This is a genomic window from Amycolatopsis plumensis (genome assembly GCF_042652605.1).
GTDB lineage: Bacteria > Actinomycetota > Actinomycetes > Mycobacteriales > Pseudonocardiaceae > Amycolatopsis > Amycolatopsis plumensis.
The window spans coordinates 1645876-1664700 of the sequence record NZ_JBHSJY010000001.1; the positions used below are offsets into that span (position 1 = coordinate 1645876).

Annotated in this window: 19 protein-coding genes; 10 read left to right on the top strand and 9 right to left on the bottom strand. The window is 72.2% G+C overall.

The features are described 5' to 3' along the window. Positions 1–10: 10 nt before the first annotated feature. A complete protein-coding gene (locus ACFPLC_RS07460; RefSeq protein ID WP_378195626.1) occupies positions 11–1261 on the top strand; it encodes an aminodeoxychorismate synthase component I in 1251 nt (416 codons plus the stop codon). Here ACFPLC_RS07460 and ACFPLC_RS07465 read toward each other — a convergent pair. Further along, positions 1238–2194: a quinone oxidoreductase family protein gene (locus ACFPLC_RS07465; RefSeq protein WP_378195629.1), complete on the bottom strand. Its 957-nt coding sequence runs from the start codon at positions 2192–2194 to the stop codon at positions 1238–1240. The two genes, ACFPLC_RS07460 and ACFPLC_RS07465, sit on opposite strands and share 24 nt — an antisense overlap. Before the next feature lie 42 nt (positions 2195–2236). On the opposite strand from ACFPLC_RS07465, the gene ACFPLC_RS07470 reads away from it, so the two are divergent. Beyond that, the gene (locus tag ACFPLC_RS07470) at positions 2237–2770 is read left to right on the top strand and encodes a QsdR family transcriptional regulator (RefSeq protein WP_378195631.1); all 534 of its coding nucleotides are present in this window, start codon (positions 2237–2239) and stop codon (positions 2768–2770) included. Here ACFPLC_RS07470 and rsmI read toward each other — a convergent pair. Then, the gene (gene rsmI / locus ACFPLC_RS07475) at positions 2763–3611 is read right to left on the bottom strand and encodes a 16S rRNA (cytidine(1402)-2'-O)-methyltransferase (protein WP_378195634.1); all 849 of its coding nucleotides are present in this window, start codon (positions 3609–3611) and stop codon (positions 2763–2765) included. The two genes, ACFPLC_RS07470 and rsmI, sit on opposite strands and share 8 nt — an antisense overlap. Before the next feature lie 67 nt (positions 3612–3678). Here rsmI and ACFPLC_RS07480 point away from each other — a divergent pair, with 67 nt between their 5' ends. Next, positions 3679–5247 (top strand): dolichyl-phosphate-mannose--protein mannosyltransferase, encoded by a 1569-nt coding sequence (locus ACFPLC_RS07480; protein WP_378195637.1) that lies wholly within the window; start codon positions 3679–3681, stop codon positions 5245–5247. A gap of 1 nt (position 5248) precedes the next feature. On the opposite strand, the gene ACFPLC_RS07485 is transcribed toward ACFPLC_RS07480, so the two are convergent. After that, complete coding sequence (locus ACFPLC_RS07485; RefSeq protein WP_378195991.1) at positions 5249–5962, bottom strand: AraC family transcriptional regulator; 714 nt, start codon at positions 5960–5962, stop codon at positions 5249–5251. 76 nt (positions 5963–6038) lie between these two features. On the opposite strand from ACFPLC_RS07485, the gene ACFPLC_RS07490 reads away from it, so the two are divergent. Then, positions 6039–6623 carry a class I SAM-dependent methyltransferase gene (locus ACFPLC_RS07490; RefSeq protein ID WP_378195640.1) on the top strand — a complete coding sequence of 195 codons (585 nt, stop codon included), beginning with the start codon at positions 6039–6041 and terminating at the stop codon, positions 6621–6623. 25 nt (positions 6624–6648) lie between these two features. On the opposite strand, the gene ACFPLC_RS07495 is transcribed toward ACFPLC_RS07490, so the two are convergent. Then, a complete protein-coding gene (locus ACFPLC_RS07495; protein WP_378195643.1) occupies positions 6649–8418 on the bottom strand; it encodes a serine/threonine-protein kinase in 1770 nt (589 codons plus the stop codon). Positions 8419–8603: 185 nt separating this feature from the next. Here ACFPLC_RS07495 and ACFPLC_RS07500 point away from each other — a divergent pair, with 185 nt between their 5' ends. Then, positions 8604–10472, top strand: coding sequence for a propionyl-CoA synthetase (locus ACFPLC_RS07500; protein WP_378195645.1), 1869 nt, complete (start codon positions 8604–8606; stop codon positions 10470–10472). Positions 10473–10538: 66 nt separating this feature from the next. Then, positions 10539–12104 (top strand): beta-N-acetylhexosaminidase, encoded by a 1566-nt coding sequence (locus ACFPLC_RS07505; RefSeq protein WP_378195647.1) that lies wholly within the window; start codon positions 10539–10541, stop codon positions 12102–12104. Positions 12105–12287: 183 nt separating this feature from the next. Here ACFPLC_RS07505 and ACFPLC_RS07510 read toward each other — a convergent pair whose 3' ends face one another. From ACFPLC_RS07510 to ACFPLC_RS07525, 4 genes are read right to left on the bottom strand one after another with little or no spacing between them, the layout of a single operon-like run. Then, on the bottom strand, positions 12288–12488 hold the full coding sequence (locus ACFPLC_RS07510) for a hypothetical protein (protein ID WP_378195650.1): 201 nt from the start codon (positions 12486–12488) through the stop codon (positions 12288–12290). Between the two features lie 51 nt (positions 12489–12539). Beyond that, positions 12540–13145, bottom strand: coding sequence for a TetR/AcrR family transcriptional regulator (locus ACFPLC_RS07515; RefSeq protein WP_378195652.1), 606 nt, complete (start codon positions 13143–13145; stop codon positions 12540–12542). Continuing rightward, the gene (locus tag ACFPLC_RS07520) at positions 13135–13818 is read right to left on the bottom strand and encodes an MOSC domain-containing protein (RefSeq protein ID WP_378195655.1); all 684 of its coding nucleotides are present in this window, start codon (positions 13816–13818) and stop codon (positions 13135–13137) included. Before ACFPLC_RS07520 ends, ACFPLC_RS07515 begins: the two co-directional genes overlap by 11 nt. A 26-nt stretch (positions 13819–13844) precedes the next feature. Then, positions 13845–14828, bottom strand: coding sequence for an NAD(P)H-dependent oxidoreductase (locus ACFPLC_RS07525; RefSeq protein ID WP_378195658.1), 984 nt, complete (start codon positions 14826–14828; stop codon positions 13845–13847). Between the two features lie 100 nt (positions 14829–14928). On the opposite strand from ACFPLC_RS07525, the gene sigJ reads away from it, so the two are divergent. Beyond that, positions 14929–15786 (top strand): RNA polymerase sigma factor SigJ, encoded by an 858-nt coding sequence (gene sigJ / locus ACFPLC_RS07530; protein ID WP_378235735.1) that lies wholly within the window; start codon positions 14929–14931, stop codon positions 15784–15786. Between the two features lie 11 nt (positions 15787–15797). On the opposite strand, the gene ACFPLC_RS07535 is transcribed toward sigJ, so the two are convergent. Continuing rightward, positions 15798–16679 carry a methyltransferase domain-containing protein gene (locus ACFPLC_RS07535; RefSeq protein ID WP_378235736.1) on the bottom strand — a complete coding sequence of 294 codons (882 nt, stop codon included), beginning with the start codon at positions 16677–16679 and terminating at the stop codon, positions 15798–15800. 29 nt (positions 16680–16708) lie between these two features. Between ACFPLC_RS07535 and ACFPLC_RS07540 the strand changes: the two genes are divergently transcribed. The 3 genes from ACFPLC_RS07540 to ACFPLC_RS07550 are packed head-to-tail and all read left to right on the top strand — an operon-like array spanning position 16709 to position 18809. Next, on the top strand, positions 16709–17506 hold the full coding sequence (locus ACFPLC_RS07540) for an SGNH/GDSL hydrolase family protein (protein WP_378195667.1): 798 nt from the start codon (positions 16709–16711) through the stop codon (positions 17504–17506). Continuing rightward, positions 17485–18072, top strand: a complete 588-nt coding sequence (locus ACFPLC_RS07545; RefSeq protein ID WP_378195670.1) for a TetR/AcrR family transcriptional regulator — start codon at positions 17485–17487, stop codon at positions 18070–18072. The genes ACFPLC_RS07540 and ACFPLC_RS07545 overlap by 22 nt, the downstream gene beginning before the upstream one ends. 17 nt (positions 18073–18089) lie before the next feature. Next, the gene (locus ACFPLC_RS07550; protein WP_378195673.1) at positions 18090–18809 is read left to right on the top strand and encodes a DUF2786 domain-containing protein; all 720 of its coding nucleotides are present in this window, start codon (positions 18090–18092) and stop codon (positions 18807–18809) included. Positions 18810–18825 lie beyond the last annotated feature (16 nt).

Below are 18825 nucleotides of genomic sequence, written 5' to 3' on the forward strand. Positions count from 1 at the left end.
GTATGTCGCCATGCGCGTGACGAGCAAGCCACTCCGGACGGACTTGACGCCGTCGCGCGCGTTTTCGGCGCTGGCCCACCACAACGCTGCGCGGGGCCTGCCGCCGCCGGCGATGCTTTCGGGTGACTGGTTTTCCGCACGGGCCGTGATCGCGCCGTCCCTGGCCGTGTCCCCGTCCGCGCTGCCTTCCTTCCCGCCGGAGGCCGACGCCGGGCCCGGCGTGATCGGCGGGGGCTGGTTCGGCTACCTGTCCTACGACTCGGCGGACCCGTCGGGCCGGACCGGCGCGCTGCCCGCGTCCGCGTGGGGCTGGGCGGACCACGTGCTGCGCTGGTCCGCTTCGGGGACGTGCCACCTCGAGTCCCTCGACGGCGGTGGTCCCACGGTGGCCGAGATGGAGTCCCTGCTGGCTTCGGCCCCACCGCCGTCGTCCTGGACGGCCGGGCCGCTGCGGCGCCCGCTGCCGTCGGAGCACCGGGACGCGGTGAAGGCGTGCGTGCACGCGATCGAGGCCGGGGAGCTGTTCCAGGCCAACGTCTGCACGCGGTTCACCGGCACGTTTTCGGGGTCCTCCGCGGCGTTGTTCGCCGCGGGAGTGTCCACATTGTCTCCCCGGCGGGCGGCCTACCTGGCGGGGCCGTGGGGGTCGGTGGTCTCGTTCTCGCCGGAGCTGTTCCTCTGCCGCGACGGGCGTTCGGTGCGCTCGACCCCGATCAAGGGGACGCTGCCCCGCCGCGGACCTTCGGACGACGGGAACGCCCGGTTGCTGCGGCAGTCCGCAAAGGATGTCGCGGAGAACGTGATGATCACCGACCTGGTGCGCAACGACCTCGGCCGGGTCTGCGAGGTGGGGTCGGTGACGGTGCCGTCGCTGCTGCAGGTCCGCCCGGCGCCCGGGGTCTGGCACCTGGACTCGACGGTGACCGGAGTGCTACGGCCGTCGGTGTCGGACGCGGACCTGCTGGCCGCGACGTTCCCGCCCGGCTCGGTGACGGGCGCGCCGAAGATCCGCGCGCTGGACCTGATCGCCTCGCTGGAGCCGTGCGGGCGGGGCGTCTACACGGGAACCATCGGGCTGGTGTCACCGGTGGCCGGGCTCGAGCTGAACGTGGCGATCCGGACGTTCGAGATCGCCTCGGGCACGGTTTCGCTGGGGGTCGGCGGCGGGATCACGGCGGATTCGGACCCGGAGGCGGAGTGGCAGGAGTGCCTCCACAAGGCGGCACCCCTGGAACGCCTACTTGCCGGGGTCGAGCAGTAGCTTGCCGACGGTCTTGCGGGAGCGCAGGGCCTCGTGCGCGCCGCGGGCGTCCGACAGCGCGTACTCGCCGCCCGGGATCGCCTTGAGCCGGCCGGCCAGGACCAGGTCGAACAGCTCGGTGAGCGCGGTGCCGAAGACGTTGCCCGGCAGCCGGAAGACGTGCGGCAGCCACATGCCGCTGATCGTGGTGCTGTGGCCGAGGAGATTGCGCACCTCGACCGGCTTCGGGTTCTCGCGGCCCGCCATGCCGTGGAAGGCCAGCCGCCCGAACGGCGCGAGCGCCGCGATGCTCTGGTCGGTGGTCGTCCCGCCGACCATGTCGAGCACGACGTCGACGCGGCGGCCGTTGTTCGCCTCGATCAGCGCGGCGGTCATGTCCCCGGCGCGGGAGTCGATGGCGACGTCCGCACCGAGCTCGAGGGCGAGCTCGCGCTTCTCGTCGCTGCTGGCGGTGGCGATGACCCGGCCGGCGCCCCACGCCTTGGCGAGCTGCACGGCGACCGTTCCCACCCCGCCGGCGGCGGCGTGCACGACGACCGATTCCCCCGGCTCGAGGTGGGCGTTCTTGCGGAGCAGGACCCACGCGGTGGTGCCCTGGACCAGCATGGACAGCGCGGTGAGGTCGTCGATGCCGTCCGGGACGGGGAAGGTCGTGGCCTGGGGCGCGACGGCCTTCTCGGCGTACCCGCCACCGCCGTTGAGCAGGGCGACGACCCGCTCGCCGTTCGCGCGGCCGACCACCTCACCACCGGGCACGAGCGGCAGCTTGCTCGGCGCCAGGTAGGAGTTCTCGGCCTGGTGGGTGTCGGCGTAATTGACGCCGATGCGCTCGACGTCGACGAGCACCTCGCCGGGGCCGGCCACCGGGTCGGGCAGCTCGACGGGGGTGAGCACCTCGGGGCCGCCGAACTCGGTCACCTGCACTGCGCGCATGTCGCGTTCCCTCTCCGTCGTGGTTGTGAGACATTCTGGCATATGTCTCAGGAGTTCGAGGTGGCCCGTGAGTGGTTCCTGTCCGGCCGCCGGCTGGACATGGGCGAACTGGCGCAGGAGCTGGCGATCAGCCGGGCGACGCTGCACCGCCGCATCGGCAGCCGCGACCGGCTCCTCGGCGAGATCCTGTGGTCGCTTTCGGAGGTCACGATCGCCCGGCTGTGGCCGTCGTGCGTCGGCCGCGGCGCGGCCGGGGTGGCCGACTTCGTGAGCGGATATGTCCGGTTCGCGAACGACTCACCGCCGTTCCGCGACTTCCTGCGCCGCGAGCCGGAGCGCGCGCTGCGGCTGCTGACGACGCGCGCAAGCGTTTGCCAGCAGCGGACCATGGAGAAGCTGGCCACCCTGCTGGAGGACGAGGTGGCGGCCGGGCGGCTGGTGCCGCCGGTGCCGGTGCCGGACCTGGCCTACCTGCTGGTGCGGATCGGCGAGTCGTTCGTGTACACGGACGTGATCACCGGGGACGCGCCCGACGCCGGGAAGGCGCACGCGGCGGTGACCGCGTTGCTCACCTGACCCGCGCCGCCAGCACGGCGTCGTAGAGCTCCTTTTTGGACACCCCGGCCGCCTCGGCGACCTCCGCCGCCGCCGACTTCAGGCGCTCCCCGGCCGCCACCCGGGCCGAGACCTCGTCCACCAGGTCCGCCACCGAGACCGCCTTCGGCGCGGCGCCGGACAGCACCACGGTGATCTCGCCGCGCACCCCCTCCGCGGCCCACGCGGCCAGCTCCTCGAGCGTTCCCCGCTTGACCTCTTCGTACGTCTTGGTCAGCTCGCGGCACACCGCGGCCTGCCGGTCGGGGCCCAGGACCGCCACCGCGTCGGACAGCAGGGACGCCAGCCGGTGCGGGGACTCGAAGAACACCGCCGTCCGGGGCTCGTCGCGCAACGCCGTCAGCCACTTCGTCCGCTCGCCCGGCTTGCGCGGGGCGAACCCCTCGAAGCAGAACCGGTCACAGGGCAAACCGGACAACGCGAGCGCCGTCGTCACCGCGGACGGGCCGGGCAGGCACGTCACCGGCAGATCGTCGGCCACGCACGCCGCGACCAGGCGGAAGCCCGGGTCGGACACGCTCGGCATGCCGGCGTCGGTCACCAGGACCACCGACTCGCCCGCGTGCAGCGCCTCCAGCAGCTTGGGCAGGCGCGCCGCCTCGACGTCTTCGTAGAAGCTCACCACCCGGCCGCGCGGCGTCACCTCCAGCGCGGAAGCCAGCGATCGCAGCCGCCGCGTGTCCTCGGCCGCGATGACGTCGGCTTCCGCCAGCGCCGACGCCAGGCGCGGGGAGGCGTCGCGGACGTCGCCAAGCGGGGTGGCGGCGAGGATCAGACGGCCAGGAGGAACCGGGGAGCTCACCACGCCAGCCTAGGCTGATCAGCGGATCCGGACGACGGATGCCCTGCCTCGCCCGTAGGATCGCCCCGTGACCGCCGTGCTGACCCGTCCCGACGACGAAAGCGTCCGGCCGGACCCGGTCGAGGCGCTCCGGCCGCCCACCGACCGCGAGCTGACCCTGCTCGGCCGGGGCATGCCTGCCGACCGGCTGCGCGGCTGGGTCGTCACCCTGGTGCTGACCCTGATCGGCGGCATCGTCCGCCTGCAGAACCTCGGGGAGCCCACCGACAAGGGCAGCCCGGTCTTCGACGAGAAGCACTACGTGCCCCAGGCGTGGCAGATGCTGCGCAACGGCGGCTACGAGGACAACTACGGCTACGAGCTGGTCGTCCACCCGCCGCTGGCGAAGCAGCTGATCGCGATCGGCGAATGGCTGTTCGGCTACAACGGGTGGGGCTGGCGGATCATGCCGGCGCTGGCCGGCACCCTGCTGGTGCTGCTGGTCATCCGGGTCGCCCGCCGCCTGACGCGCTCCACGCTGCTCGGCGGCATCGCCGGCATCCTGGTGATCAGCGACGGCGTCCTGCACCTGCAGTCGCGGATGGGCATGCTCGACATCTTCATCGCGCTGTTCGTCTTCGCGGCGTTCGCCTGCCTGCTCGTCGACCGCGACCAGGTGCGCGAGCGGCTCGCGACGGCGGTCCGCGAAGGCTGGGTCAACGAGTCCGTCTGGGGCCCCAAGCTCGGGTTCCGCTGGTGGCGGTTCGCGACCGGGCTGATGATCGGGCTCACCTTCGGCGTCAAGTGGTCGGCGCTGTACTACATCGTCGCGTTCGGGCTGCTCTGTGTCGGTTTCGACGTCGCCGCCCGGCGCGCGGCCGGCGTCGAACGGCCCTGGCTGGGCACGATCCGCCGGGACGTGCTGCCCGCGCTGTGGGCGATCCTGGTCATCCCGTTCCTGATGTACTTCGCCGCGTACTGGGCCTGGTTCGCCAGCGAAACGGCCACCGACCGGCACTACACCGAGATCAAGGACATCGCGCCGGGCTTCTGGTCGTGGGTGCCGCCGGCGCTGCGCTCGCTCGGCGACTACACGGCGAACGTCCTGCACTTCCACGAAACGCTGGTCACGCCCAAGGACAACCCGCACCCGTGGGAGTCGAAGCCGTGGACGTGGCCGATGGGCCTGCGCCCGATGCTCTACAGCTACAACGGCGAGGTCACCGGCTGCGGCGAGGCCCGCTGCATCAGCGCGACGATGCTGATCGGCACGCCGGCGATGTGGTGGCTGGCGATCCCGGTGCTCGGCTGGGCGGCGTGGCGCTCGATCTTCCGCGCGGACTGGCGCTACGCGGCCGTGCTGGTCGGGTACCTGGGCGGGTACGTCTTCTGGTTCACAAACATCGACCGCCAGATGTACTTCTTCTACGCGACCCCGCTGGCGGCGTTCCTGGTGCTCGGGTTGACGCTGTGCCTGGGCCAGATCCTGGGCAGCGCGCGGCGGGGCTTCGAGAGACGCGGGACCGGCCTGCTCGTGGTGTCGTTGTACGTCGGGCTGGTGGTGGCGAACTTCGCCTGGCTGTGGCCGATCCTGAACGGCATCGCGATCACGAACGGCCAGTGGGAAGCCGAGCGCTGGCTGCCGTCCTGGCGGTAGGTCAGCCCGCGAAGTAGGCGCCCGGCGTGACCCCGACGGCCCGCCGGAACGCCGCCACGAACGCGCTCGCCGAGCTGTACCCGACGCGGTACGCCACCGTCTCCAGCGGTGTCCCCTGCGCCAGCAACGGCAGCGCCGCACGCAGCCGCGCCTGCGTGCGCCAGGTCCCGAACGGCATCCGGCACTCGCGGACGAAGATCCGGGCCAGGGTGCGTTCCGCGGCGCCGACGTCCCGGCCGAACTCGGCGAGGGTACGGGAGTCCGCCGGGTTCGCCAGCACCGCCCGCTCGACGTCGCGGGCCCGCGGGTCCTCGGGTGACGGCACCACGATCGGCACCACGTCCAGGGGTTCCAGCAGGTCGAAGGCCACGGCTTCGGCGCGCAGCCGGGCGTCGGGCGCGACGCCGTCGCCGGTCAGGTACTCGAGCAGCTCTCGCAGCAGCGGCCGCACGACGACCATCCGCGGCTCCGGCCAGGAGACCGGCGAGCGCGCCGGATCGGCGTAGATGCCCCGCAGCGCGGCCCGCCCGAGCGCGCCCGTGCGGTGCCGGACGCCGGCGGGCATCCAGAGGGCCCGCGTCGGCGGGAGGACCCAGCCCGCGTCGCCCGCCTTGACCGCGACCACGCCACGGGCCGACCAGACGAGCTGGTGCGCCGGGTGCTCGTGCGTGGGAAACCAGGTGCCCGCGGGCAGGTCGAACGCACCGAGGAGCATGGCTTGGCCGGTTGGCGACATCGGTTGGCAGCGTATCGGCTACCGGTCACCCGCGCCTCGAAATAGCGTCGTGCACATGCCGATGAACCTGATCCACCGCAAGATCTGCAGCTCGGAGAAGTGGGCCGCGACGGTCGAAGAGCGCCTGACACCCTGGCTGGCCCGGCGTGATCTCGGCGACGACGTCCTCGAAATCGGCCCCGGGTTCGGCGCGACGACGAAGGTCCTGCTCAAGGCGGTCCCGAAGCTGACGGTCCTGGAGATCGACCCGGCTTCGACGGCGCTCCTGCGGGAGAAGTTCGGCACTCGCGCGGACGTGGTCGAGGGCAGCGGCGCGGAGATGCCGTTCGAGAGCGGCCGCTTCTCGGCGGTGGTGTGCTTCACGATGCTGCACCACGTCCCGACGACGGCGCTGCAGGACGCGATCTTCGCCGAAGCGGCGCGGGTGCTGCGGCCGGGCGGGAAGTTCTGCGGCAGCGACGGCCAGCTCAACCTCAGGTTCCGCCTGTTGCACATCGGCGACACGATGAACGTCATCGACCCGGCGACCTTCCCCGCGCGGCTCGAGAAGGCCGGATTCGAGCAGGTCGACGTGCAGGTGGAGCCGAAGCAGCTGGTGATCTTCTCGGCGACCAAGCTCGTGAGTGGTAAGGCGGGTTAGAACCCGCCTTACCACTCACGAGGGGTCAGCGGCGGGGGAGCTGGCCGCCCGGCTGGCGCGGCACCACCCGCGTCACCGGGCCGTCGGGCGACTTGCCCGCCCGCGACAGCCAGCCCTCGACCTCGCGGCGCACCGCATTCAACGTCGGACGGCGACGCGGCTCCGGGTCCAGCGAGGCCGCCAGCAGCCGCGCGTGGGCGCTGCGCTGAGGCAGCCGCGACACCGGCTCCGCCCGGGCCGCGGCCATCAGCGCCGCCATCGGGGTCTCCCGGGTGCCGCGCGGGGGCTGGCCGGACAGCGCGTAGCTGATCGTCGCGGCCAGCTGCCACGCGTCCGACGCCGGGGAGGCCGGGGAGCCCATCGCCTGCTCCGGGGCGACGAAGTCCGGCGTGCCGATCATCATCCCGGTGGCCGTCATCTTCGAGTCGCCCTGGCTGCGGGCGATGCCGAAGTCGATCAGGTGGGCCAGGCCGCTCGGGTCCAGGACGATGTTCGACGGCTTGATGTCGCGGTGCAGCACGCCCTTCTCGTGCGCCGCCGCCAGCGCGCCCGCCATCGTCGCCCACAGGCGGCCCGCGGCGACGTCGTCGAGCGGGCCCTGGCCGTCGACCAGCTCGGCCAGCGGGCGTCCCTCGAGGTACTCCATCACCAGCGCCAGGCCGTCCGGCTCCTCGGCCAGGTCGTACACCTTCACACAGTTCGGGTGGCTGACCACGGCGAGCGCGCGGGCCTCGCGCTGCATGCGCTCGGCGGTGTCGCGGTCCGGCGCGTGCGCGATCTTCAGCGCGACCGTGCGGTTCAGCTGGGTGTCGACGGCCTGCCAGACCGTGCCGAACCCGCCCGCGCCGAGCTGCTTGACGCGGCGGTAGCGGCTGCCCCCGGCGTTGCGGGAGCCGGGCGGCGGCGGGATCGGGCCCGGCGCCGCGGCCAGCATGCCTCCCGGCGGGGACGGCGGCTCGGGCGCCGACGCCAGCGCCGTCTTCGGGTACGGGCGGTTGACCGGGGGCGGCGGAGGCGGCGGCGGGGTCGGGCGCGGCTGGACCTGCGACGGCGGCGGCCCCTGCGGCTCCGGACGGCGCGGCGGCGGCTCGTCCGACCGGTCCGACCGGTTGATCACCGACCACGGCGGCGGGCCGACCATCGCGACCGGGATCAGGCCCAGCACGCTGAGCGGCAGGAACCCGAGCCAGAAGTGCAGCGCGGTGTTCGCCTCCATGCCGACGCTGAACACGAGCATCGCGGCGAACGGGATCCAGAAGAACCGCGACGGCCACTTCGGGCCGCGGCGGAAGGCCGTGCGGCCCTGCAGCATCACGAAGAACAGCGAGCCGGCCCCGAGCACCGCGAAGGCGATCAGGTAGACGATGAACGGCATGGTCTTGCCGTTCTGCGAGGACAGCACGTCGAAGACGGTCTGGCCGCCGCCCAGGTACTCCTTCTGGTTGTCCACCCAGCAGCCACCGGCGTTGTTCAGCGAGCTGAGCTCGGTGGCGGACAACCCGGTCGTCTTGTTGCCGTACGCCGCCTGGAAGACGCCCGAAACGCCGATGGCCAGCAGCCACGGCAGCACCAGGGCGCTGACCACGCCGATCGCCCCGAAGACACCCAGGGTCGTGGCGTCGTAGCGGTTGCCGGTGCCCTTCCGGATGATCGACACGGCGACCGCGCCTGCCGGGGGAATCAGCGCGACGAGCGCGCCGGCCGCACTCGTGGCCCAGACCCAGTCGCCGGGGCAGAAGCCCGGGCCGAACAAGGAATGGGCTAGCGAGAGCAACGCGCTCGCGAGTCCGTTCACCGCCGGGCTCCCCTCACTGTCCGTGTTCACTTCGTGGCCGTCACGCGGCGTTTTCCCGCGGTCCAGCTTAGGACGCTCCCGGGCTCCCCGAGGTTGCCGGGTCTTTCCACGGGACGAATCCGGCACGGCCGGCCCTCCCGCGCCATGATGGGGACGGCGGAACGTCCGACGCGAAGGAGCGGAGCATGGGCGCGTACTCCGAAGCCTACCGGCGCAGCCTGGCCGAGCGGGACGCGTTCTGGCTGGCGGCGGCTCAGTCGATCAGCTGGACCAGAGCGCCGGAGCGGGCGCTGGACGACACGAACCCGCCCTTCTACCGGTGGTTCCCGGATGCCGAGCTGAACACCTCGTACAACGCCCTGGACCGGCACGTCGAGGCGGGCCGCGGCGGCCAGGCGGCGCTGATCTGGGACTCTCCCGTGACCGGACGGCAACGCACTTACACGTACGAGGAGCTGCGCGACACGGTCGCGCGCTTCGCCGGGGCGCTCAGCTCGCTGGGGGTCACGAAGGGTGACCGGGTGATCGTCTACCTCCCGATGGTGCCGGAGGCCGCGATCGCCATGCTGGCCTGCGCGCGGATCGGGGCGGTGCACTCGGTGGTCTTCGGCGGGTTCGCGCCGAAGGAGCTGGCCGCGCGGATCGAGGACGCGAAACCGAAGGTCGTCCTGGCCGCGTCCTGCGGCATCGAGCCGACGCGGGTGGTCGAGTACCAGCCGATCATCGAAGCCGCCCTGGGCATGACCGAGCACCAGCCCGACCACATCGTCATGCTGCAGCGCGAGCAGGCGCCGGCCACGGCGGGCCGCCACTTCGACTGGCGCGAGCTGGCGGCGGGCGCCGACCCGGCCGACCCCGTGCCGGTCGCGGCCACCGATCCGCTGTACATCCTCTACACGTCCGGGACGACCGGGAAGCCGAAGGGCGTCGTGCGCGACACCGGCGGCCACGCCGTCGCACTCGCCTATTCGATGGACGCCGTCTACGACGTCCACGCCGGCGACGTCTGGTGGACCGCGTCCGACGTCGGCTGGGTCGTCGGGCACTCCTACATCGTGTACGCGCCGCTGCTCGTCGGCGCGACCACGGTCATGTACGAGGGCAAGCCCGTCGGCACGCCCGACGCGGGCGCGTTCTGGCGGGTCATCGCCGAGCACGGCGTCCAAGCGCTGTTCACCGCGCCGACCGCGCTGCGGGCCGTCAAGAAGGTCGATCCGGACGCCCGTGAGCTGGAGAAGTACGAGCTGAAGCAGTTCCGGACGCTGTTCCTGGCCGGCGAGCGGCTCGACCCGGAGACCTACCACTGGGCACACGAGAAGCTCGGCGTCCCGGTCGTCGACCACTGGTGGCAGACCGAGACCGGCTGGCCGATCGCGGCGAACCCGCGCGGCCTGGAGCCGATGGAGGTCAAGGCCGGGTCCGCGACCAAGCCGGTTCCCGGCTGGGACGTCCGCGTCCTCGACCAGGCCGGCGAGGAACTGCCGGCCGGCCGCGAAGGCGCCATCACCGTCAAGCTGCCCCTGCCGCCGGGCTCGCTGCCGACGCTGTGGGGCGACGACGAGCGGTACCGCGAGGCCTACCTTTCGCGCTACGAAGGCCACTACCTGACCGGTGACTCCGGCTACTTCGACGAGGACGGCTACCTGTTCGTCATGGGCCGCACCGACGACGTCATCAACGTCGCCGGCCACCGGCTGTCCACCGGGTCGATGGAGGCCGTGCTGGCCTCGCACCCGGCGGTCGCCGAGTGCGCCGTGATCGGCGTCGCCGACCAGCTCAAGGGCCAGCTGCCGCGCGGGTTCGTGGTGCTGAAGGCGGGCTCGGACGTCCCCGCGGACCAGCTGCGCGACGAACTGGTGGCGATGGTGCGCCGGGACATCGGCCCGGTCGCCGCGTTCCGTGACGTGTCCATTGTGGACGCACTGCCGAAGACGCGGTCGGGGAAGATCCTCCGCAAGACGATGCGCGCGATCGCCGACGGCCGCGACGAGGCGGTGCCCTCCACGATCGAGGACCCGAGCGTCCTGGAGACCATCCGGGCCGCCCTTCGTTAAGAACTGTTCCAAATACTCCGGTTGGTCTGTACCTTTGCAGGGAGTCCCCCGACCGGAGGTGCTTCGATGCGCTTGTCCAGAGCCGTCCTGACCGCGGCCGTCGTGAGTCTCACGGCCGTCGGCCTCCCCGCTTCCGCCACGGCCGCCCCGGCCGCCCCCGAACGCAGCGTGACCGACGTCGTCCCGGCGCCCGTCTCGGCGAAGGCCGACCCGCACGGCGGATTCCGCCTCACGCCGCTCACCGTCATCACCGCCGACCGCGGCGCCGGCCAGGTCGCGAACTACCTGCGTGGCCTGCTCCGCCCGGCCACCGGCTATCCGCTGCCGGTCGTGCCGCGCACCGCAGGGCTGCCCGCGATCGCGCTGAAGCTGGGCCACGACCCGCGGCTCGGCACCGAGGGTTACGAGCTGAAGGTCGCCCGCGACGGCGTCACGCTGAAGGCCAACACCGCGGACGGGCTCTTCGAAGGCGTGCAGTCGCTGCGGCAGCTGCTGCCGTCGGCGATCGACGCCCCGCGCGTGCAGCACCGGACGTGGACCGTCGCCGGCGGCACGATCCTCGACTACCCGCGCTTCGCCGAGCGCGGCGCGATGCTCGACGTCGCCCGGCACTTCTTCCAGCCGGACCAGGTGAAGCGGTACATCGACCAGATCGCCCAGTACAAGGTCAACACGCTGCACCTGCACCTGGCCGACGACCAGGGCTGGCGGATCGAGATCAAGAGCTGGCCGAAGCTGGCGACGGTCGGCGGCAAGACGGCCGTCGACGGCGACCCGGGCGGCTACTACACGCAGGCGCAGTACCGGGACATCGTCGCGTACGCGGCTTCGCGGCACATCACGGTCATCCCGGAGATCGACATGCCCGGCCACACGAACGCGGCGCAGTCGACGTACGCGGAGCTGAACTGCGACGGGAAGGCCGTCCCGCCGCGCACGGACACCGACGTCGGCTACAGCTCGCTGTGCATCTCCTCGCCGATCACCTACCGGTTCGTCGAGGACGTCGTGCGCGAGCTGGCGGCCCTCACACCCGGGGAGTACCTGCACATCGGCGGCGACGAGGCCCACTCGACGCCGCCCGCGGACTACCTCACCTTCGAGCACAAGGTGCAGCCGATCGTCGCCAAGTACGGCAAGAAGGTCACCGGCTGGCACGAGATCGCCAAGTCCGTCCCGCCGGTGTCGGCGGTCCCGCAGTACTGGGACTTCGGCGGCGCCAACCCGGACGTCGCGGCGGCCGCGGCGCGCGGCAACAAGATCCTCATGTCGCCGGCGAACCACGCCTACCTCGACATGAAGTACAACCCGCAGACCCCGCTCGGCCAGGACTGGGCCGCGCTGATCGAGGTTCGCGACGGCTACGACTGGGATCCGGCGTCCCTGGTCGACGGCGTCGGCGAGAACCAGGTCGCGGGGGTCGAAGCGCCGCTGTGGACCGAGACGATCCGCACCAGCGACGACATCGAGTACATGGCGTTCCCGCGGCTGCCGGGGATCGCGGAGATCGGCTGGTCCCCGCGGAGCACCCACAACTGGGACGCTTACCGGCTCCGGCTCGCGAAGCAGGCGCCGCGCTGGGTGGCGCAGGGCATCGACTTCTACCGCTCCCCGCAGGTCGACTGGAAGTGAGCACCGGCTCGTGAGTGAGAAACAGTGTTAGAACACTGTTTCTCACTCACGAGCTCAGCCCAGGGTCTTGCTGAGGAAGTAGGCGGTTTCGCGATCGGGACCCGGCCGGGCGTGCGGAAACCGGAGTAGACGAGGGTGCTCGACCTTCGGATCGGACGTCAAGCCGAGGTTGTGCACGTCTGTTCATACAGCGGTGGCCAGCCGGAGAAGTCGCGCGGCCAGCGAAGCCACGGCTAGGCCGTACTGCTTCAGGTAGGCGTCCACACAGGACTTCTCCGCGGTGAACATGAAGGACAGCCGCGGCTGGAGGTCGAAGCGCAGGTCGTCGACCGGGCACGGCGGCGGCGTGATCCGGTACCGCGCGGTCGCTTTCTCGCAGCTCACCCGTTCTCGCTGCCGGGTCGGGCTTCTTGCCGCACCCGGGTGCGTTGCCCCTCAAGCCCGCGCGACGGCGTCCAGCCGCGCGCGAATCACCCTCCTCGCCAAGATATAGAAATCGGGGGTGCCGTGGAGGACGGCGTCCGCGTTGGCCGCGCGGCCCAGCGCGTGGAGTTCGAACGCCAGCGCCTCGGCGTCCGCGCCGACGTGCCCGAGCGCGACCGCCTCGTCCACCGTTTCCCGGAGGAAGGCGGCGAACGCACCGCTCGCCGCCGCCACCGCGTCGTGGACCCGGCCCGGGCGCGCGTCGAACTCCGCGCCGACGTTGAAGAAGAAGCAGCCGCCCGGGAAGATCCGCTGCTGGAAGTAGTCCAGCCACTTCTCGCAGACCGCACGCAGCCGCGGCAGCCCCGGTTCCACCGCCCGCGCCGGGGTCACGACGTGCGCGCGGAAGATCTCCAACGCGGCGTCGATCGTGGCGAGCTGGAGCTCTTCCTTCGAGCCGAACAGCGCGAACACCCCGCTCTTGCTCAGCTCCAATTCGGTGGCCAGCCGGCCGAGGGACAGCCCCTCGAGGCCGTCGACCGACGCGACGTCGACGGCCCGGCGCAGCACCAGGCGCCGGGTCGCGTCGCCGCGGGCGATCCGGCCGTCACCCGACACGCCGTGCCCGCCACCGGTCCACTGTGGACTGGACGCCGCCGCGGTAGGACGCCGAGAGCGCGGGCGTGGCCAGCACGCGGTCGGCGAGGTCCAGCGCCGCCTCGACCTTGTCCTCCGGCAGCTGCCCGTAGTTGGCGAAGGAGACCAGGTACACCTCGGTGATCGTCGGCCCGTCGGCGCGCTCGGCGAGCTCGATCCCGCCGGACGTCGGCACCGTGCCGGGCCGCAGGACGCGCAGGTACCAGCCGCAGCGCCCGCTGTCGATCATCAGCGGCGTGACGTCCTTGCGCCCGGTCTTCATGGCCAGCTTGAAGCACGGCTGCCGCGGCTGGGAGACCTGGACCAGCGCGTCACCCCAGGCCCAGACGTCCCCGATCCGGACGTCGTCCTCGGTGGCGCCGGACAGCGAAACGTTCTCGCCGAAGCCGCCCGGCTCGGCGTCGAGGCCGTCGGCGGCCCAGGCCGGGTAGTGCTCGGCCGGGTAGACGTAGACCGCTTTGTCGACCCCGCCGTGCACGGTGAGGTCGGCTTGGCGGTCGCCGTCGAGGTTCAGCTCGGTCAGGTTCAGCTCGGGCGCCGTGACCCGCGCCTTCGTGATCGCGCTCAGCACCGGCCGGTTCCGCCGGTGACCCAGGACGCTCGGTTCCCCCACAAACACGCCGTCGACGTTCATGGGCCGAAGGTAGCACGACCGTTCGTTTACTTTCCCGGTTCGAGGTCGGTGCAGCCCCGACCGGTCGCCAGGTCGAACGGCACGGACGCCTGGTCGTGGACGATCACCCAGTCGTCGCCGGTCCTCCGGAAGACGAACGTGGCCCGGACCCACATGCCGTCCGTCACCACCCCGTTCTTTAACGTCCCGCTGACCCGGCCGAAGCCGTGCCCGACGGCCAGGCCGGCGCCCACCGTGATCGCCAGGTCGCGCAGCTCGTAGTCCACTTTTTCGAAGGCGGTGAACACCTTCACCCAGTTCTTCAGCTTCGCGTCGACCCCGGCGTGCTGCAGCGGCGGCTCGACGTCGAAGGACACGACGTCCGGTGCGTAGACCCGGCGCAGCGCGTCGAGATCCTTGGCGCGCAACGCTTCGATGACGTCATCGAGCCGTCGCCTGATCGCGGCTTCCGCGTCCCCGCCCCGCAGCGGGGCCAGTGCGGTGCTCCAGGCGACGACGTGGTCGAGGAGGGTGTCGAGCGCGGTCAGCTGGTGGTCACCCGGCGCGAAGACGGTGTGGTCCGCGAACTCCGTCGCCAGCGGCAGGGTGACCTGCGGGGCCACGTCGGCCAGCTGCAACGCCCCGCAGACCAGCCGCAGCTGTTCGGCCGACCGGGCGCCGCCGACACCGCCGTACGAGACGAACCCGGCCGCTTTGCCGTTCCACTCCACGGAGACGTGGTCCAGGGCGTTCTTGAGCACGCCGGGCACGGAGTGGTTGTACTCCGGCGTGACGAAGACGAACCCGTCGCACGACGCCACGACGGCGGCGAAGGCCCGAGTGCGGTCGTCCCGGTACTGCCCCGAGAACCCCGGCGGCTCTTCGAGGTGGGGCAGCGGGTGGTCCCGCAGGTCGAGCACGGCGAACTCCACGTCACTCCGGCGTGCGGCGCGCTCGTGCACCCAGCGGACGACCTGGTCCCCCAGGCGGCCCGGACGGGTGCTGCCCAGCACGATCCCGATCTTGATCATCGTTCTCCCCTGTTCGGTCGGTGGTCCGACCGGTACGACGACGCAGCCCGCGAAAACGTCAGGCCCTGACGTTCCGGCAGGCTGCGTCGTCGGAGGAGTCATGACCACGCCATCGGACCCGGTCGTCGCCGAACGGCGGCACCTGGTCAACCTCGCCTACCGGCTGCTCGGCTCGCTGACCGAAGCCGAGGACGCCGTCCAGGAGACCTACGCCCGCTGGTACGCGCTGACACCGGCGCAGCGGGCCGCGATCTCCTCGCCCGGCGCCTGGCTGACGACGGTGGCCGGCCGCGTCTGCCTGGACGTCCTCGGCTCGGCGCGGGTGCGGCGCGAGCGGTACGTGGGCGAGTGGCTGCCCGAGCCGCTGCCCGACCAGCCCGACCCGGCCGACCGGATCACCCTGGACGAGTCGGTGAGCATGGCTTTCCTCGTCGCGCTCGAGGCGATGACCCCCGCGCAGCGCGTGGCCCTCGTCCTGCACGACGTCTTCGGGTACGCCTTCGCCGAGGTCGCCGAAATCACCGGCCGGACGCCGGCCGCGTGCCGGGAGCTGGCCTCCGCGGCCCGCCGCCGGATCCGGGCCGCGCGGCCGGCCGCCCCGGTGGCCCGGCAGGCCGGGCTGGTGCGGGACTTCAAGGAGGCCTGGGCCGCCGGCGACATCGGCGCACTGATCGGACTCCTGGATCCGGCGGCGACCTTGACCGCGGACGGCGGCGGCCGGGTCCGCGCCGCGATCGTCCCGGTCGAAGGCGGCGAGCTCGTCGCCCGGTACCTCGCCGAACTCGCTGTCTCCGGTGAGCTGACCTTCGAGGAACGCGCGGTCAACGGTCTCCCGGGGCTGGTGCTCCGCCGCGGCGACGAGCTCGCCGCCGTGTACGCGTTCGCCTTCGCGGACGACCGGATCACGCACGTCTGGGCCGTCCGGAACCCCGACAAGCTCGGAACCTGGCTCGGGTGAACCCGGCGCGATCAGGCGCTCGGGGCGGTCTCCCAAACCGACACGTGCTTGGTGCTTTCGGCGGTGAACTCCGAGCGATCCCAGTCGGCCCAGCGGTGTTTCAGGCTCATCCCGGCGATGCGCGCCATGAGGTCCAGCTCGGCCGGCCAGGCGTACCGGAAGGGAATCCGGCGGAACCGCCCCTGTCCGTCCGGTGACACGGTGACGTGGTTCGACGTGAACCGCTGCGTGACCACGTCGTACCGGTCGAACCCGACGTAGCCGCCGCCGTCGGCTCCGGGTGCCACCGTGAACGGGACGGTGTCCTGCCCGGGCGGGAGGCGGCGCAGGTCCGGCACGCCCACCTCGACGAGGAACAACCCGCCCGGGCGCAGGTGCGCGGCCGCGTTGCGGAAGACGTCGACCTGCCCGTCCTGCGTGGTCACGTTGCCGATCGTGTTGAACACCAGGTACACCAGGGAAAACCGGCCGGCCACCCGGGTCGTCGCCATGTCGCCGATCACCACTTCGACCGCGTCGCCGCCCGGCTTGCCCGCGATCCGCGCCGCCATCGCCCGGCTCAGCTCGATGCCGTGCACCGGCACCCCGCGCGCGGCCAGCGGCGCGGCGATCCGCCCCGTCCCGACCGCGAACTCGAGCACCGGCCCGTCGGCCAGGTCTTCGAGGACGTCCACCGCGCGTGTCACGACCTCGGGGGCGTTCTCACCGCCCGGGTTGTCGTAGCCCGCGGCCACGCTCTCGGGGAACCAGCCGTCCGCCGGGTCGTCTTCCGCCTTCGCCGAACCGATCACGGTCGCCGACGCTACGCCCGCGGCCGCGCGCGCCACACTCGATTTTCGCCGCGCCGACCCGATGTAGACACCGTCTACACAAGTTTGATAGACAGTGTCCATCAGGTGAACCGCGGGTTACGGAGATCGGGATGAGCTACCACCGTTTCGTCGTCGTCGGCGACAGCTGCGCCGAAGGCCTCGACGACCCGTACCCCGATCAGCGCTGCTACCGCGGCTGGGCCGACTTCGTCGCCGCGCGCCTGGCGGAGGACGAGCCCGGCTTCCGGTACGCCAACCTCGCCGTCCGCGGGCGCCGGCTCGACCAGATCGTGCCCGAGCAGGTCCCGGCCGCGGCCCGCCTCGAACCCGACCTGGTCGCGCTCTTCGGCGGCGGCAACGACGTCATGAGCCGCGGCTGGGACGCGCGCACGGTCGCCCGCCGCGTCGACGCCGCCATCCGGGCCTGCACCGAAATCTCGCCCGTCGTCGTCACGTTCACGCTCAGCGACGTCTCCCGCCGGATGCCGCTGGGCAGCCGGATGCGGCCGCGGATCATCGCGCTGAACGAGGCCATCCGCGAAGCGGCCGTCAGCTACGGGGCCCGGCTGATCGACCTGTGGCCGGACCAGGCCGTCACCGATTCGCGCTACTTCGGCGCCGACCGGCTGCACCTGTCCGCCCACGGCCACCGCCGGCTCGCCGCCTACGTCCTCGCCCGGCTCGGCGTCGGCCACGACCCGGCCTGGCTCGCGCCGCTGCCCGGCACCGCCGCCCCCGGCAGCCGGCGCGCCGACCTGCAGTGGCTGCTCCGGGAGGTCCTGCCGGTCGCGGTGACGCGCACACGCAACCGGCTGATCGGACGCCAGCCCGGTGACGGCTTCTTCCCGAAGCGCCCGGACCTGCTCCCGATGACCTTGGACGAGGCGTGGGCACCCGGCAACGCCTGATCGCGACGGCGTCGGAGCTGCTCGCGGACGAAGGCGTCGGCGCGGTCACCCTGCGCGGGATCGCCAAGGCGGCCGGGGTTTCGCACGGCGCGCCCTTGCGGCACTTCTCGGGCCGCGCCGAGCTGCTGTCCGCCGTCGCGACCCGCGGGTACGAAGACCTGCTCGCCCGCCGGGAGACGCTGCCGGAAACCTCCCCGCGGGAGCGGCTCACCGCGGCCTGCCACAGCTACCTCGATTTCGCGCTGACCAACCCGGCGATGTTCGAGCTGATGTTCCGCCGCGATCTGGTCGACCCGGACGACCCGGCCCTCTCGGCCGCGGCGAGCGCGGTGTTCGACACCTTCGCCGTGCTGGTGGCGGCGGTGCCGACGCGGGTCGCGCGGTCCGGCGCCGACCTGCGGCTGGTCGCCGCGTCGCTGTGGGCCGCCCTGCACGGCCTCGCCCAGCTGTGGCTGTGGGGCGGCCTGGCCGGGGCGAGTTTCGCGCCGTCACCCGAAGCGGCGCTGGCCGTCACGCTCGACGCGTACCTCGACACGCCGACCCGATCCCCGAGCCCGAACACCTGATCGAATACCCTCTGGGCATGACCGAGTCAGACCCGCAGCTCGAGCGCATCCGCAAGCTGCTGGCCAAGGCCGAAGACCCGGCGGTCACCGAGGCGGAAGCCGAGGCGTACAACCAGAAGGCCGCCGAACTCGTCGCGCGGTACGGCATCGACCAGGCGATGCTCGCCGCGTCCGGTGCGGGCACCGACGAGATCGGCACCCTGAAGATCCCGATGGACGACCCGTACAGCCGCGACAAGGCGAGCCTGCTGACGTCGGTCGCGTACCCGCTGCGGTGCCGGACCCTGCTGCACCGCCTCGGCCAGAAGGTCGAGAGCGTCACGGTGTTCGGGTTCCGGTCCGACCTCGGCCGGGTGGAACTGCTGTTCACCAGCCTGCTGCTGCAGGCGAGCACGCAGCTGAACCGGGTCCGGCCGGGCGGGTTCTTCCCCGGCGAATCCCTGGCCGCGTACCGGCGCACCTGGCTGCACGGCTTCGCCCGCGCGGTCCACGAACGGCTTTCCCGCGCCGAGCAGGAAGCCGTCCGCACGGCGGTGCCGGGCGAGCGGTCGGCGGAACTGGTGGTCCGCGACCGCGCGCAGCTGGTCCAGCACGCGTTCGACACCGAGTACGGCGACCTGCGCGCCGCCTCGCCCCGGCGGTTGTCCGGCAGCGGCTACCTCGACGGCCACGACGCCGGCACCAAGGCCAACCTCGACCCGGCCACCCTGACGCGGCGCCGCAAAGCCCTGCGCTGAGCCACCCGGTGACCGT

Coding starts and splice junctions, on each gene's coding strand:
- ACFPLC_RS07525 (WP_378195658.1), bottom strand. CDS start 14,828: ATGATCAAGATCGGGATCGTGCTGGGCAGCACCCGTCCGGGCCGCCTG.
- ACFPLC_RS07535 (WP_378235736.1), bottom strand. CDS start 16,679: ATGGACACTGTCTATCAAACTTGTGTAGACGGTGTCTACATCGGGTCG.
- ACFPLC_RS07550 (WP_378195673.1), top strand. CDS start 18,090: ATGACCGAGTCAGACCCGCAGCTCGAGCGCATCCGCAAGCTGCTGGCC.
- ACFPLC_RS07460 (WP_378195626.1), top strand. CDS start 11: ATGCGCGTGACGAGCAAGCCACTCCGGACGGACTTGACGCCGTCGCGC.
- sigJ (WP_378235735.1), top strand. CDS start 14,929: ATGACCACGCCATCGGACCCGGTCGTCGCCGAACGGCGGCACCTGGTC.
- ACFPLC_RS07485 (WP_378195991.1), bottom strand. CDS start 5,962: ATGCTCCTCGGTGCGTTCGACCTGCCCGCGGGCACCTGGTTTCCCACG.
- ACFPLC_RS07540 (WP_378195667.1), top strand. CDS start 16,709: ATGAGCTACCACCGTTTCGTCGTCGTCGGCGACAGCTGCGCCGAAGGC.
- ACFPLC_RS07500 (WP_378195645.1), top strand. CDS start 8,604: ATGGGCGCGTACTCCGAAGCCTACCGGCGCAGCCTGGCCGAGCGGGAC.
- ACFPLC_RS07520 (WP_378195655.1), bottom strand. CDS start 13,818: ATGAACGTCGACGGCGTGTTTGTGGGGGAACCGAGCGTCCTGGGTCAC.
- ACFPLC_RS07490 (WP_378195640.1), top strand. CDS start 6,039: ATGCCGATGAACCTGATCCACCGCAAGATCTGCAGCTCGGAGAAGTGG.
- ACFPLC_RS07505 (WP_378195647.1), top strand. CDS start 10,539: ATGCGCTTGTCCAGAGCCGTCCTGACCGCGGCCGTCGTGAGTCTCACG.
- ACFPLC_RS07470 (WP_378195631.1), top strand. CDS start 2,237: ATGTCTCAGGAGTTCGAGGTGGCCCGTGAGTGGTTCCTGTCCGGCCGC.
- ACFPLC_RS07465 (WP_378195629.1), bottom strand. CDS start 2,194: ATGCGCGCAGTGCAGGTGACCGAGTTCGGCGGCCCCGAGGTGCTCACC.